The following is a 14,629-nucleotide window of genomic DNA, read 5'->3' as shown; positions in this document are numbered from 1 at the left end:
GCACATCGACGCCCGAATCGCGCAGGCTCAGCGAGTGCGCGTGGCCCTGGCTTCCGTAACCGATCACAGCGACCTTGCGGCCCTGGATGATCGACAGATCGGCATCGTCGTCGTAGAACATCTCGACCGTCAAATTTCCTTCATTGGTGAGCACGTTGCTGCTTTCTCTTCTTCATATCTGGTGGATCGGTTCGATGGTCAGGCCTCGCGCGTGGACCTTGTGGGCCTGCACGCTGCCGCTAACTGAATTGCCGTGCCGTGCTGCGGGTGTGACGTACGGCTGGTGCTGCTGATCGGAGGTTCCGCGTCAGACGCTGAGCATTCCGGCCGCCATGAATCCGCCGTCGACGGGAACGACGTGGCCGTTGACATAAGCCGCGTCGTCCGAGGCGAGGAAGCTGACGGCGGCGGCGATCTCGTCCGGTTGGCCGTACCGCTGAGCCGGCACCAGCTGGTTGTAGGCCGCGCGGGTCGCGGCGGTGTGGACCGCCTGGGCCTGCGGCGTTTCAATCGGACCGGGAGCGACGGCATTGGCGGTGATGCCGTGGGGCGCCAGCTCGATCGCCATCTGGCGGGTCAGTCCGATGAGGCCTGCTTTGGTGGTTCCGTAGGCGGTGCGACCCGCGCCGGCACGCATACCGCTGATCGAGGCGATGTTGATGATGCGTCCCCATCGCTGTTCGAGCATCAGTCGCGCAGCATGCTGACCGCAGCGGAACGCGCCGGTGAGATTGACGTTCAGGCTCGCCTGCCAGTAGTCGTCCGGGCAATCGACGAACGAGTGGATCTTGGCGAACCCGGCGTTGTTGACCAGGATGTCGCAGCGCCCATACGTTTCGGAGACCCACTTGAACGCCGTCTCGATCGAGGCCCGGTCACCGACGTCCATCGCCAGAGCGTCCGCACTCATTCCGCGGTCCTTCATATCGGCTGCGAGAGCGCTGGCACTCTCCTGATTCAGGTCGGTGAGAACCACATGTCGACCTGCCTGACCGAGCCGCTCTGCGATGGCGGCACCGATCCCGGCGCCCGCACCGGTGACCAGTGCAACGCGTTTGTCCTTCATCTCTGTCTCCTCGGATTGTGATGTGGTGGGGGAGTGTCGGTGGGCCCTGCCGTGTCGGGTCCCCGGTGAGGTCAACGGTCGGTTGTGACCGGCGCGGGTTCCAGGTCGGCATCGGTGTGCCGCCCGGACAGTTCTGCATCACCGTTGGCGCCGGTGCGGCGGGAGTCGAGAATCTTCACGATCAGGGCGGCGATGATGACCCAGACCCCGATGATCCAGAATCCGGATGCGGTGTTGCCGGCGGTGGCGACGAGGCCGATGAGAAGCGGGCCGACCAGACCGCCGAAGTTGCCGCACAGGTTGACGAAACCGACCGAGGCCCCGGCCTGGTTGCGGGGAACGATCTGCATGACCCAGGTCCACCAGAGTGCGAGGGCGGCGTAGATGGATCCGGCGGCGACCACGAGCATCGCGAAACTGAAGACCGCTCCGAGGTGCACGAAATGCTGGACAATCATGGCCGTGCCACTGATGGCGATGGGCAGTGCGATGAACGAGCCGAGTGAGCGGCCACTGGCGACGGCGCGCTTGGTGACCAGATACAGCGCGGCGGTTCCGACGAGGAACGGGATGGCGGTCAACAGTCCGACGAGGAACGAGCCCTGCCCGGTGAGGTCTCCGATGACGGTGGGCAGCCAGAGGGTCAGTGCGTAGATGCCCATGACCCAGAAGAAGTAGATCAACGCCAGCAACCACACCACCGGCCGCATGAACACCTGCAGCAGGGTCGATTCGTCGGTGGTCTCCACGGTGCGGGTGGCGATGATGTAGTCGCGTTCCTCCGCGCTCAGCCGCGGGTGGTTTTCCGGCTTCTCCGTGGCCGAGAAGTGCAGCCAGATCGCGACGAGGATGGCGGGAACGGCTTGGATGACGAACATCGCGCGCCAGCTGGTGACCTCGATCAGCCACCCGGACAGCGGTGCCATCACCGCCGAGGACAGCGGCACGGTGTACATCGTCAACGCGACGGCGATGCCGCGTTCATGGGAGGGGAACCAGCTGATGAACATGACGGCGAAGGCGGGGAAGATGGCGCCCTCGGCGAGCCCGAGGACGATGCGCGCGGCCATCAGAACCGGCAGGTTGTGGACGACACCGGTCACGGCCGCGGACAGCCCGATGATCACCATGCACGCCACGATGATGTTCTTGGCGTGCCCCTTGCCCGCCCAGGCGCCGGCGGGCAATCCACTGAGCACATAACCCCAGAAGAAGGCCGAGAACACCAGGCCCATCGCCGCCGCGCTCAACTGCAGCTCGCTCGCCATGTGGGGGGAGGCGACACTGATGTTGGTTCGGTCCATGAAGCAGATGAAATAGGTCACGAACAGCGGGATACCGATGCGTGCCCACCGAACCTGTCGGATATCGATTCGCGGTGGCCGTGCGGCCGCGGGCATGGGAGTCATTGCGGGTCCTGTCTTTCATCGGGCAAGGGGCGGAAGAAGTGCTGGCGGGTTCTGCACCGCCCTCCTTCCCCAGGAGGCCAACGGCGTGATCTGAGTCACGCTGTGGTGTGACTGTGTTCCCTTCCGGCGTGCGACGTCAAGCAGAGCGTCAAAGGCCCAGGAAATTGGTCCATATTATGGAATTGTTGACCGAGATCCAGCTCACGTTTTACTGTCGTTTGCAGACCAGCGGGCCGACAACCCACTCCAATCTCGTATGACGTGCACTGAGGGAGATTTCACAATGCGGAACGATTCCATCGATTCGGTGTCGGCTCGCGCGGGCCGGGACGCCCTTCCGGGTTCGCAGAGTGTGCGTCGCGCTCTCGATCTGCTGTCGATGGTGGCGGGCTGGGATCGTGTCGGCGGGCTGTCCCTGGCGGAGTTGGCCTCGGAGAGCGGGCTCAGTAAGCCGACGGTGCACCGATTGCTGTCGGAGTTGGTGAGCACCGGCTATCTCGAGCAGGCCGACGACCGGCGGTACTTGCTCGGGCCGGAGGCGTACACCGTCGGAAATGCCGCCGAACGGCGGCACGGACTGCAGCAGCAGGCCCTGTCCTCGGTGGTGCGGCTCGCGCAGGTGTCCGAGGACGCGGCCTTCATCTCGGTGCGGCGCGGCACTCACTCGGTGTGTGTACATCGCGAGGAGGGAACGTGGCCGATCCGCAGTCACGTCCTGCAGGCCGGCGACCGGTACCCGCTCGGCGTCGGAGCGCACGGCATGGCCCTGCTCGCTGCTCTGCCTCCACAGGTCGCCTCCAGTGTGATGGCGGCCAATGCGCCCGAACTCGCCCAGCGGTATCCCGAGCTGACCCCCAACCGGCTGCTCGAGCAAGCCGAGCGCACCCGCCGGCGCGGCGGCATCGCGGTCAACGAGGGCATGGTCGTACCCGAATCTTGGGCGATCGGGATCGCCGTCCTCGACTCCCACGGCGAACCCGCACTCGCGCTGAGCATCGCGGCCATCAGCTCCCGGATGGGACCGGACCGACAAGCGCGTCTGGCGATCCTGCTCAAGGAGGAAGCCGCCCGGCTCGCCCCCACCCTGCGCACCGAATCATCAGCCCTCTAATGACAACCACCGCGGCCACCTGCCCTGTCGCCGCGACACCGATATCGGAGAAAACATGACTTCTCGCACTTCCATCACCGGGTGGGGACACTCGAAATTCGGCAGACTGAACGAACCCGACGTCACCGCCCTGATCGGTTCCGTCGTTCCCGAAGCTCTCACCCACGCTCAGGTGGAGCCCAGTGAAGTCGACGGCATCTTCGTCGGCGTCTACAACAACGGCTTCTCCGACCAGGACTTCCAGGCGTCCCTGGTGTCCCTGTCGACGCCGGAGTTCCAGCACACTCCCGCGATGCGCGTCGAGAATGCCTGTGGCACAGGAAGTGCGGCGGTCTACGCCGCATGCGACTTCATCGACTCCGGCCGCGGCGACGTCGCGTTGGTCATCGGCGCCGAGAAGATGACCGCAGTCGACACCCCCCGCGCCGGCGAAATCCTGCTCTCCGGCTGCTACCGGCCCGAAGAATCGAACGTCACAGGCGGATTCGCCGGTGTCTTCGCCGGAATCGCCCGCGCCTACGCCGAACGCTACGGAGATCCGAGCGCGGCAATGGCCGCCATCGCCGCAAAGAATCACCACAACGGCATGAGCAACCCGTACGCCCAGCTGCACAAGGACCTCAGCTTCGACTTCTGCAACACGGTCTCCGACAAGAACCCCTATGTGGCGGAGCCGTTGCGGCGCACGGACTGCTCCCTGCTCTCCGACGGCGCAGTGGCTCTGGTCATCACCAGCGCCGATCGAGCGAAGGCCGCGCCGCGCCGGGTGGCGTTCCGCGCCCGCGCCCACGCCAACGACTTCCTCCCGCTCTCGCGGCGTGACCCGATCGAGTTCGCCGGCGCCCGCCTGGCATGGAATCGGGCACTCGAGCAGGCGGCGACCTCGACCGTCGACCTCGATTTCATCGAAACCCATGACTGCTTCACCATCGCCGAACTGATCCAGTACGAAGTGTTCGGGCTGGCAGAACGTGGCCGCGGCCATGAGGTGGTCGACGAGGGACTTGCCCTGCCCGACGGCAAGCTGCCCATCAACCGGTCCGGCGGTCTGAAAGCCAAGGGCCATCCGATCGGGGCCACCGGTGTGTCGATGCACGCGATCGCGGCCATGCAGCTCACCGCCGAAGCCGGCACCTTCCAACTCCCCACCGCAGACCTCGGAGGCGTATTCAACATGGGTGGTACCGCCGTCACCAACTACGCCTCCATCCTGGAGAGGTGGTGACCAGCATGTCCGCCCTCGCGACCACCACCGCACCGCAGCGCACCACCAATCTGGCCACCCTGCTCACCCAGGCCGCCGCCCGGCTCTCGGACCGGCCCGCCGTCATCCGTAGGGACGACACCTGGACGTGGGCGCAGCTCAACGAGCGTGTCAGCGCCCTGGCCGCCGCGATGCGCGGTCACGGACTCACCGCCGGATCGGTGGTGCTGCTCCACAGCCCCAACTGCATGGACACGCTCACCGTCTTGTTCGCCACCTGGCGGCTCGGGGCGGTCATTGTCCCCACCAACTGCAAGCTGGTGCCCGACGACGTCGCCCCCCTCGCCGACCTCGTCGCACCGGACCTGGTGATCTGCCACGACACCTGCGCCCCCCACGCCGCAGCGTTGAACCGATACGAAACCTGGGCGATCGGCGACGACCGCGAGGCCGCCCAGTTCGGCAGCGCCCACGTCGCGGAACTGATCGACAAGCACCTCCCCGACGCGGTCAGCGTCGACGCACCGGTCCATGTCGGAACTCCGGCCTGGTACTTCTTCACCTCAGGGACCAGCGGGCGACCCAAAGCCGCGGTGCTCACCCACGATCAGATGGCGTTCGTGGTCACCAACCACCTGTGCGATCTGATGCCGCAGCTCACCGACCGCGACGCCACCCTCGTGCTGGCCCCGCTCTCGCACGGCGCCGGGGTGCACGCCCTGACCCATGTCGCCCGCGGAGCGGCGATCGTGCTGACGGGCAGCGACTCCCTCGACGCCGGTGAGGCATGGCAGCTGATCGAGCGGCACGCCGTCTCGACCATGTTCACCGTCCCGACCATCCTCAACAAGCTGGTCCAGGCCGCCGACGGTCACGATCCCGCACGCAGCAGCCTGCGCTACGTCGTCTATGCGGGCGCCCCGATGTCCTCACGGGACCAGCGGATCGCTCTCGATGTCCTCGGCAAGGTGCTGGTTCAGTACTACGGCCTGTGTGAAGTCACCGGCAACATCACCGTCCTGCCGCCCGAACTGCACGGCACGACACCCGAACCGGACGGCATCGGCACCGCGGGCTATGCCCGCACCGGCATGACGATCAGCATCCAGGACGACGGCGGCCGCGAACTGGCCGCCGGTGAGCGGGGCGAGATCTGCGTGTGCGGGCCGGCCGTATTCGCCGGATACCTCGACAACCCCGAGGCGAACCGGAAAGCTTTCCGCGACGGCTGGTTCCGCACCGGTGACCTCGGCTACCTCGACGGGTCCGGACTGCTGTACATCACCGGGCGGGCCTCGGACATGTTCATCTCCGGTGGCTCCAACATCGACCCCCGGGAAGTGGAAGAAAAGCTGCTCAAGCATCCGGACGTGGTCGCCGCCGGTGTCGTCGGCGCCCCCGACCCCACCTGGGGAGAGGTCGGCTACGCCCTGTGCGTGCTGCGGCCGGGATCGACCCTGACCACCGACGAGCTGCTCACCTGGTGCCGATCGAACATGGCCCGTTACAAGGTGCCCAAGCGGATCGAATTCGCACCCACCCTGCCCACCTCCGGATACGGAAAGGTCACCACCACCCTGCTGAAGAACGAATTCTTCCAGTTGGGGCTGTGGCCGAGCGAGGTCGGCTCGTGACCGTCCCCGACATCTCCCTGCTCCCCGGGGTGCCGCGACTCGAGCACCCGGGCCCACCGGCATCCCAGCGTGTGGACGCCTATCCGGCGACTCTCCACCACATCGACACCGAACTCCCCGCGGGTCAGGCGCTGCTCCCGGCCCTGCACGACGCGGTGTTCGCACGCGGATTCACCAGCGCCTTCGGTGAATTGCGCGGAGGGACGTTCGAAGCCTTCGACTACTACATCCCCTCGATCTGCCACGCCGGTACCAGCGTGGCGACCTTCAGCGAACCCCGGCGGGGCCAGGGCCCCGCGGCCTTCGTCCGGGGCGGAGTGACCATCGGAAAGCGTGACGGCGAGATCTTCGCGCACTGCCACGCCCAATTCGTCGGTGCCGACGGGGTCATGCGTGCCGGGCACCTGATACCGGATTCGGTGCTCCTCGGCGCCGGTGTCCTGGCCGATCTCTACGCCACCGACGACGTCGCCATGACGGTGACCCCGGACCCGGAGATCAACTTCCCGGTGTTCCAACCACAACCGGCGCAGAACCACACCACGACACACGAGGGCGGGCTGCGCTCGGTGGTGGCCCGGATCCTCCCCAACGTCGACATCGTCGCCGCCGTCGAGGACCTCGCCGAAACCCACGGGTTCGACAACGCGGTCGTGCGCGGAAAGATCGGCTCCTTCATCGGCGCCACCCTCACCCAGGGCACACAGATCATCACCGCACCCGGACCGGCCACCGAAGTGATGTACCTCGACGGGTCGATCACCCGAGACAGCGACGGCCGGGCACGGGCCGAGCTGTCCTGCGCCGCCGTCGCGATCGACGGAAACGTGTACACCGGGTCGCTGGTACGCGGCCACAACCCGGTCGCGATGACGTTCGAACTAGCCCTCTCCGAACCAGTTAGGACCCCACAGTGACCGACGATCTCGGCCTCACCGCCCCGCCGAAGAGCACCCCTGCTGCCTCGCTCGACGGGAAGATCGCCCTCGTGTTCGGTGCGGGCACCGCTCCCGACGGGTGGAGTAACGGCGGTGCCATCGCCCTGACCTATGCCCGCGCCGGCGCCACCGTCATCTGCGGCGACATCGACATCGCGGCAGCGACCCGCACCGCGGACTGCATCACCGCGGACGGCGGCGACGCCACCGCACTCCAGGTCGACATCACGACCGAAGACTCCGTGGCTGCCGCCGTCTCCACCGTGATCGACCGGTATCACCGTGTCGACATCGTGCACAACAATGTCGGCGTCACACAGATGGGAAGCCCTGTCGACCTCACCACCGAGCAATGGCGACGCGCCCTCGACATCAACCTCACCGGAGTCTTCCACTCCCTCAAATACGTGCTGCCGCATATGCGCACGGCCAAATCCGGGTCGATCATCAACACCTCGTCCCTGGCCGCGATACGGCACACCGGACTGCCCTACAGCTCGTACTACGCCACCAAGGCCGCGGTCAACCACCTGACCGCCACCTCCGCGGTCGACGAAGCGCCGCACGGCATCCGCATCAACGCCATCATGCCCGGCGTCATCGACAGCCCACTGATCTACCGCCAGATCGCCGGCCAGTACGCCAGCGTCGAGGACATGGTCGCCGCCCGCAATGCGGTCGCCCCCATCGGCCGGATGGGCACCGTCTGGGAGATCGCCAACGCCGCCCGCTTCCTCGCCAGCGACGACGCCAGCTACATCACCGGAGTCTGCCTGGCCGTGGACGGCGGACTCGGATCGCGGTGCATGGCATGACCGGCACCCTGCATTCCACCGCTCCGTCCACCGCCGTGCTCGCTGCCCTCCCGGCGGCCTGCACCACCACCGACCCCGCCGTCCTCGACGCCTACTCCCGCGATCAAGCAAGCTGGGCACCCCACGGCACCCCCGTGGCGTTGGTCCGACCCACCACCGCGGACGAGGTACAGCAGACCGTCCGCGCCTGCTACGACCACCACGTGCCCGTCGTCGCCCGCGGCGCCGGCACCGGCCTGGCCGGGGCGGCGAACGCCGTCGACGGTGCCGTCGTCATCTCCTTCGAGAAGATGAACCGCATCAAGAAGATCGACACCCTCGAACGCTATGCCGTGGTCGAGCCGGGCGTCGTCAACGACGACCTGCGCGCCGCCTGCGCCGCCGAAGGGCTCTGGTACCCGCCCGATCCCGCCAGTTCCCACTGGTCCACCCTCGGCGGCAACGTCGCCACCAACGCCGGCGGGCTGTGCTGCGTCAAATACGGCGTCACCCGTGACTACGTGCTCGCCCTCGACATCGTCACCGGAACCGGGGAGCGGACCCAGGTCGGCCGCAGGACGGCCAAGGGCGTCGCCGGATACGACCTGGTCGGATTGCTCACCGGATCCGAGGGCACCCTCGCCCTGGCCACCGAGATCACCGTGCGTCTGCGCCCCCTCCAGACGCCGCCAACCACCATCATCGGTTCCTTCGACTCCACCGTCGATGCCGGCAACGCGGTCCGCGCCGTTGCCCGCGCCGGGCTCACCCCCGCCGCACTCGAACTCATGGACCGCCACTGCCTCGAGGCCATCGACCGATGGAAGCGGATGGACCTGTCCACCGACGCGAACGTCCTTCTCCTCGCCCGCACCGACACCCTGGGGGACAGCGGCATCGAGGAAGCCGACGCCATCGTGCAATGCTTCACCGACTCCGGCGCCACCTGGGCGACGCGCTCGAGCGACCCGGACGAAGCCGAGGCGCTGTTCGCCGCCCGCAAACTGGCCTACCCCGCGGTCGAACGACTTGGAAACGTCCTCACCGAAGATGTGTGCGTCCCCAAAGACCAACTGCCGGCCATGCTCGCCGCAGTGGAGGAGATCGCCCACCGTAACGACACCTACGTCGCGACGATCGCCCACGCCGGCGACGGCAACCTCCACCCCCTCATCGTCACCACCCCCGGCGATGCCGACCAGGAAACCCGTGCGCGCCGCGCGTTCGAGGAAATCATGGACGTCGCACTCGACCTCGGCGGCACCATCACCGGTGAGCACGGCATCGGCACCCTCAAAATGGCCGGACTCGCGCGGGAACTGCCCACCGCGGTACAGCAGATGCAGACCGCCATCAAGAACGCCCTCGATCCGCGCGGCATCCTCAATCCTGGAAAGGTCTTGCAGTGACAGCCTTCATCAGCATCAACGGGCACGAGCCGACCGTCGCGGCGACCGCATGGGTGGCACCGAACGCCACTCTCATCGGCGATACACACATCGGCGACGAATCCGGTGTCTGGTACAACGCAGTGGTCCGCGCCGACGCGGACCGCATCACCATCGGGGCGCGGACCAACATCCAGGACGGGTGCGTCCTCCACGCTGATCCGGGAAGTCCCTTGACCATCGGCTCCGGGGTGTCCGTCGGACACAACGCGGTGCTGCACGGCTGCACGGTCGACGACGACGTTCTGATCGGCATGGGTGCGATCGTCATGAACAACGCCAGAATCGGTAGCGGGACCATCATCGCCGCCGGTGCCCTGGTATCCGAGGGCGTTGTCATCGAACCGAACTCTCTGGTGGCAGGCATTCCGGGCAAGGTTCGGCGCCGCTGCACCGAAGGCGAGCTCGACCAGGTGCGCCGCAATGCCGACAACTACGTTAAGCGATTGACGCACTACCGCTGAACCGGTGCACGCGGACCGGCCGCTCTCCGCGGGCAGCGGGCCGGTACGCGCCACCTCTCCGTCGTCGAACCGATCCGGGGGAGGGGCGCTGACCGGCACGAACCCGGTAGATCCGTCCGGTGACATTCCCATGCTGGGCGCCAAGCGGAGCGAATACAACTCCGCGAGTAGGGAACGGAGTGAGAGGCGGGCCACCCCGCTCCGTCCCGAATTGTCGAGATTCGATCCTTTTTCGACACCGCCTCTGACCGGCGGATTCGGCACGTCGGAGGCGTCGAAAACCTGTGTCGAGAAACTATGTCGAAAACCCTAGCCCACTGCACTTTTCGACAAGCTGATGGCTGTGACTCACGGCGATAAGTGGCATTGATTTCGCGGCTTTATATGGCGTTGCCTGCCGGACTCGCGGAGCCGCCGTTGGTCGTGTGAATTGGGATTGGGCTTGCAGGACGAACGGACGGAATCGGGGCCACCTCCGTTCGCTGCGGCGGCGACAGAATGTGCGAGGGGCATCTTCCTGGTCGACGGCAAACTGTCGGTGAGCGCCGGCGTCGTGGAAGGAGAGATGGTTCGGGCGGTGAACCTTCTTGGTTGGCGCGCCATTGGCCGTGAAGCAGATACGCACAGCTGAGAGTTCGGCGAATTCAGTTGATGCCCTTCGCCCACCATCCGGATGGCGGGGATGCCGCAAGCTCCCAGCGGGGCGCGTAGTGCTCGAGGAATATCTGCCCCACCAGTTCCCCGCGGCTGCGCACCCCGGTCTTGTCGAAGATCGACTTCATGTGGTCTTGAATTGTGTAGACGGATAACGACATTGCGTGCGCCATCTCCCTTGTCGATCGCCCTTGGATGCACAGCGCAGTGAGATGGCATTCGCGTTGGGACAGTCCGTAGGCCATGGCAATGACGGGCGCGATCTCATGCGGCGTCGCGGGTTGGATGATGACGGCGGTGCGTCCGTCTTCGACGCCGGAAAGCCTGGTCCCGTACAGCAACAGCCAGGCGCCGGATCGCGTGCGTACTCGCGAGCGCGCGGCAAGTTCCAGCGGATCGGTGCCCGGTTCGATCGCCCGCGCCCGGGCCGCGATGGCCTGCACGACCTTCGATTCGAACGGCGTCGACGGCGCCGGGACCTCGACAATTTCGTCGATCCAGCGTTCCGCGGCGGGTGAGACCGATTCCGGGTTGCCCGCGGCGTCGAAGACCACCACGCCGGGGCCGTAGTCCACGGTCGTCACGGCGGCCTCGACCTCGTGGAGCATCGAACGTCGCAGACCGGTCGCGAGCGCGGGCGCCAGCGCGGCGATTGCGCGGACGTGCTCGGCGGTGTACCACGGCGCGCCCGCATCGCGCAGGAATGCCGCTGCACCCCAATAGACCCCGTCCGACACCAGGGAGACCCGCAGCTCGTCGCCGATTCCGTACGCCTCGTGCGAACGGTGCCGTGCACTGCGGGACAAATCTCCGTGGGTATCCAGACTAAGTGCACCCGCCAGGCGGCCACTGTGCGCAAGAAACGCCCACTTGTCGACGTCCTCGACCTCGTATTCGTAGTGCGCCAACCAGGATCCGGAGCACCCAACGTTCCGGTTGACGCTGCCGGTGAACAGGATGGTGCCCGGGTCGACGGTGTGCCAGCAGCAGCGGTCATGTGGGATCACCGCGCGCAGGGCCTCGCTCATTCGCGCGCTGTACCCCACCCAGTCCAGCTGGTCGGCGGCGGCACGCGAGATTAGATCGCGGACGCGTGGCAGCAAGCTCTGTGCCATGTCCGAAGTGTATCGCAGCAGGTTAGGGCTGCCTACCCCAGAAATCTGGGTGAATTCCCCAGGATTCAGGGATATGACGCAGAACCGACAACGACGACGCTGGTTTCATGACGATGACAGCCCATACCTCCGCCGAAACCGACCACGACCTGCCTAACCCGGAGCCGATCATGCAGCTGGCGTCCGGGTTCATGGCCGCCAAACACCTCTTCGCCGCCAGCGAACTCGGTTTGTTCGAGGCGTTGGGCGAGGGCCCCACCGACCTGCATGGCCTGGCCGCCCGCACCGGGCTTACTGCCCGAGCCACCCGGATCAGCGCCGACGCCATGATCGCGCTGGGTATGCTCGAACGCCGCGGCGAACAGTATGTCAATACCGAGACGGCGGCCGCGTTCCTCGCCGGCGGATCGCCCGCCGACCTGCGTCCGCTGCTGCGGTTCTGGGACAAGATCAGCTTCCCGGCGTGGGAAGACCTGGCCGGCGCACTCGCCCGCGGGCCGAAACGCCAGATCTTCGACCTCGACGCCGCCCTGCAACCCATCGCCTCGATCGGTGTCGAGGCGTTTTCGGCCGGCCCCTCGCTCGCCCTGCCGGACACGGTCGATCTGTCCGGCAGTCATCGACTCCTCGACATCGGCGGCGGCACCGGCTCCTGGTCCATCGCGGTGGCGCGCCACTGCCCGCAACTGAGCGCGACCGTGTTCGAGCTGCCGGCGGTTGCCCAGACCGCGCAGGACCGCATCGCGTCGGTCGGGCTGGAGGGGCGAATCGACGTATGCGCCGGCGACGCGATGGCCGACCCGCTGCCCGCCGGATATGACGCCTTCCTGGTCGCGAACCTGGTGCATTACTGGTCGCCGGAGCAGAATCGTGCGCTGCTACAACGCATTCGCGACGTCGCCGCACCCGGCGCCACGCTGCTGATTGCCGACTTCTGGACCGACCCCACCCACACCCAGCCGGTCGCGGCCGCCCTGATGGCGGGCGAATTCGCGGTCCACCTCGAACACGGCGACGTCTACAGCGCCGGAGAAGGCATCGCCTGGCTGCAGGACACTGGCTGGCGCTACCACGACCATCGCTCGCTCACCGGCCCGATGAGCGTCATTGTCGCCGAAACCGCATGAAACAAGACAACACCCAAGGAGCACACGATGAGCGAGCATCAAGTCGCAATCGTCGGTGCCGGCACCTCCGGGGTCGCGGCGGCGGTGGCCCTCGCCGACCGTGGCATCAACCCGTTGCTGATCGACCGAGCCGACCAAGTCGGTTCGTCGTGGCACTCTCGTTATGACCGGCTGCGACTGAACACCGGCAGGCAGTTCTCCCACCTGCCGAACCGCCCCTACCCCAAGGGCACACCGACCTTTCCCACGCGGGAACAGGTGATCGAGCATCTCGAGCGGCACGCACGTGCGGACGGGATCGAGCTGCGCCTGGGCTGCCCGGTGGAACGGCTCGACCTAACGGACGGGCACTGGCGGTTGACCACCGCTGCCGGTTCGGTCGACGCTGCCGAGGTGGTGGTCGCGACCGGCTTCGATCATGAGCCCTTCGTCCCGGACTGGCCCGGACGCGGGGACTGGCGGGGTGCACTGGTTCATTCCTCGCAGTACCGGAATCCCTCGCAGTACAACGGGAAACGGGTCCTCGTGGTGGGAGCGGGCTGCTCGGGCATGGAAATTGCCTACGACCTCGCCACCGGAGGCGCGGCAAAGGTCTGGCTTTCGGCTCGCACGCCGCCGAACATCATGCTCCGCCAGGGACCTGGTGGCATGCCGGGAGACTTCATCGCGACGCCGCTCTACCATGCCCCGGTCCCTATCGCGGACGCAATCGCTCGGTTCGGCCGGGAGAGGAGCATCGGCGACCTGCGCGAGTTCGGATTACCGATCCCCGACGAGGGCATCTTCGCCCGCAGCGCCCGCCTCGGCGTGGCACCGGCGATCGTCGACAAGGAGCTCATCGCCGCGATCCGAGACAGGTCCATCGAGGTCGTTCGCGGAGTCGAGTCACTCGACGCGGACAGCGTGTGGCTGGTGGACGGTGTGCGAATCGATCCGGAGGCGATGGTCTGCGCGACGGGGTTCCGCCAGGAACTCGAAAAGCTGGTCGGGCACCTCGGCGTACTGGACGAGCGAGGTTGGCCGCACGCCACCGGTGAAAAGCCGGCCGCCGAGAGGTTGCGTTTCATCGGGTTCGTGCCCAGGCCGTCGCAGATCGGGTTCGCGGCGAAGCAGGCTCGCCGCGCGGCCCGAGCGATCGCGCGGGAACTGCGGTGAGCGTCGGCGGTAGGATTCTCCCGCCCTGCCCCGGCGCTGGCTACGCACGGGTCTCCAGCGCAGACCAGAACCCTGACCACCGCACCGAGTACCACCTGCGGCGGCAAAACCTCGCCAGCCTCCCCGTGCTGTGTGACGTGCGCAGCCGTGTCTGGGCGCTGGGAACGGCCCAATCCTGAACGGCACCCTGGCCGCATATGCGACATCCCCGAACCTTGGGTAAGGCTCGGGGATGTCGCCGTCGGGGCTAAAACCCGCCGCAATACACCGGGGAGGGTTTCTCGGGCGTAGAACACTCCGGGGTGTAGTTGTAGCCCGGATTCACGGGGTCCGTCGCGCCATAGGTTCCGGGATCTGTCCCGCCGTAGGTGGTGCCGGGGTCCGTCCCGCCGTAGGTGGTGCCGGGGTCCGTCCCGCCGTAGGTGGTGCCGGGGTCCGTCCCGCCGTAGGTGGTGCCGGGGTCCGTCCCGCCGTAGGTGGTGCCGGGGTCCGTCCCGCCGTAGGTGGTGC

General features: G+C 66.9%; 12 protein-coding genes and 2 pseudogenes. 9 read left to right on the top strand and 5 right to left on the bottom strand.

What is annotated here, in order from left to right; genetic code table 11:
* From HGB39_RS37150 to HGB39_RS37140, 3 genes and pseudogenes are all read right to left on the bottom strand, one after another.
* Positions 1-133, bottom strand: a pseudogene (locus HGB39_RS37150) (ketol-acid reductoisomerase); the annotation flags it as partial.
* Positions 134-307: 174 nt separating this feature from the next.
* Positions 308-1,066: an SDR family NAD(P)-dependent oxidoreductase gene (locus HGB39_RS37145; protein WP_005565421.1), complete on the bottom strand. Its 759-nt coding sequence runs from the start codon at positions 1,064-1,066 to the stop codon at positions 308-310.
* A 71-nt stretch (positions 1,067-1,137) separates the two neighbouring features.
* A complete protein-coding gene (locus HGB39_RS37140; protein WP_240483009.1) occupies positions 1,138-2,475 on the bottom strand; it encodes an MFS transporter in 1,338 nt (445 codons plus the stop codon).
* Between the two features lie 283 nt (positions 2,476-2,758).
* Here HGB39_RS37140 and HGB39_RS37135 point away from each other — a divergent pair, with 283 nt between their 5' ends.
* The 7 genes from HGB39_RS37135 to HGB39_RS37105 are packed head-to-tail and all read left to right on the top strand — an operon-like array spanning position 2,759 to position 10,068.
* A complete protein-coding gene (locus HGB39_RS37135) occupies positions 2,759-3,586 on the top strand; it encodes an IclR family transcriptional regulator (protein ID WP_005263002.1) in 828 nt (275 codons plus the stop codon).
* A 55-nt stretch (positions 3,587-3,641) separates the two neighbouring features.
* A complete protein-coding gene (locus HGB39_RS37130; RefSeq protein WP_005565419.1) occupies positions 3,642-4,811 on the top strand; it encodes an acetyl-CoA acetyltransferase in 1,170 nt (389 codons plus the stop codon).
* A gap of 5 nt (positions 4,812-4,816) precedes the next feature.
* Positions 4,817-6,424 carry an AMP-binding protein gene (locus HGB39_RS37125; protein WP_210753226.1) on the top strand — a complete coding sequence of 536 codons (1,608 nt, stop codon included), beginning with the start codon at positions 4,817-4,819 and terminating at the stop codon, positions 6,422-6,424.
* Positions 6,421-7,341, top strand: coding sequence for a PCC domain-containing protein (locus tag HGB39_RS37120; protein WP_248949814.1), 921 nt, complete (start codon positions 6,421-6,423; stop codon positions 7,339-7,341). Before HGB39_RS37125 ends, HGB39_RS37120 begins: the two co-directional genes overlap by 4 nt.
* Positions 7,338-8,177, top strand: coding sequence for an SDR family NAD(P)-dependent oxidoreductase (locus HGB39_RS37115; protein WP_005565413.1), 840 nt, complete (start codon positions 7,338-7,340; stop codon positions 8,175-8,177). Before HGB39_RS37120 ends, HGB39_RS37115 begins: the two co-directional genes overlap by 4 nt.
* Positions 8,174-9,565: an FAD-binding oxidoreductase gene (locus HGB39_RS37110; protein ID WP_005565411.1), complete on the top strand. Its 1,392-nt coding sequence runs from the start codon at positions 8,174-8,176 to the stop codon at positions 9,563-9,565. The genes HGB39_RS37115 and HGB39_RS37110 overlap by 4 nt, the downstream gene beginning before the upstream one ends.
* On the top strand, positions 9,562-10,068 hold the full coding sequence (locus tag HGB39_RS37105) for a gamma carbonic anhydrase family protein (protein WP_005565409.1): 507 nt from the start codon (positions 9,562-9,564) through the stop codon (positions 10,066-10,068). The genes HGB39_RS37110 and HGB39_RS37105 overlap by 4 nt, the downstream gene beginning before the upstream one ends.
* Before the next feature lie 644 nt (positions 10,069-10,712).
* On the opposite strand, the gene HGB39_RS37100 is transcribed toward HGB39_RS37105, so the two are convergent.
* The gene (locus HGB39_RS37100) at positions 10,713-11,837 is read right to left on the bottom strand and encodes a helix-turn-helix transcriptional regulator (RefSeq protein WP_005565407.1); all 1,125 of its coding nucleotides are present in this window, start codon (positions 11,835-11,837) and stop codon (positions 10,713-10,715) included.
* Between the two features lie 107 nt (positions 11,838-11,944).
* On the opposite strand from HGB39_RS37100, the gene HGB39_RS37095 reads away from it, so the two are divergent.
* The gene (locus tag HGB39_RS37095) at positions 11,945-12,964 is read left to right on the top strand and encodes a methyltransferase (RefSeq protein ID WP_005565405.1); all 1,020 of its coding nucleotides are present in this window, start codon (positions 11,945-11,947) and stop codon (positions 12,962-12,964) included.
* Between the two features lie 27 nt (positions 12,965-12,991).
* On the top strand, positions 12,992-14,119 hold the full coding sequence (locus tag HGB39_RS37090; RefSeq protein WP_005565403.1) for a flavin-containing monooxygenase: 1,128 nt from the start codon (positions 12,992-12,994) through the stop codon (positions 14,117-14,119).
* Positions 14,120-14,366: 247 nt separating this feature from the next.
* Here the strand turns inward: HGB39_RS37090 and HGB39_RS37085 are convergent.
* Positions 14,367-14,629, bottom strand: a pseudogene (locus HGB39_RS37085) (hypothetical protein); the annotation flags it as partial.

This window comes from Rhodococcus opacus (assembly GCF_012396235.1).
Classification (GTDB): domain Bacteria; phylum Actinomycetota; class Actinomycetes; order Mycobacteriales; family Mycobacteriaceae; genus Rhodococcus_F; species Rhodococcus_F opacus.
Note: the sequence above shows the minus strand (reverse complement) of the source record. Positions and strands in the feature narration are given on the sequence as shown.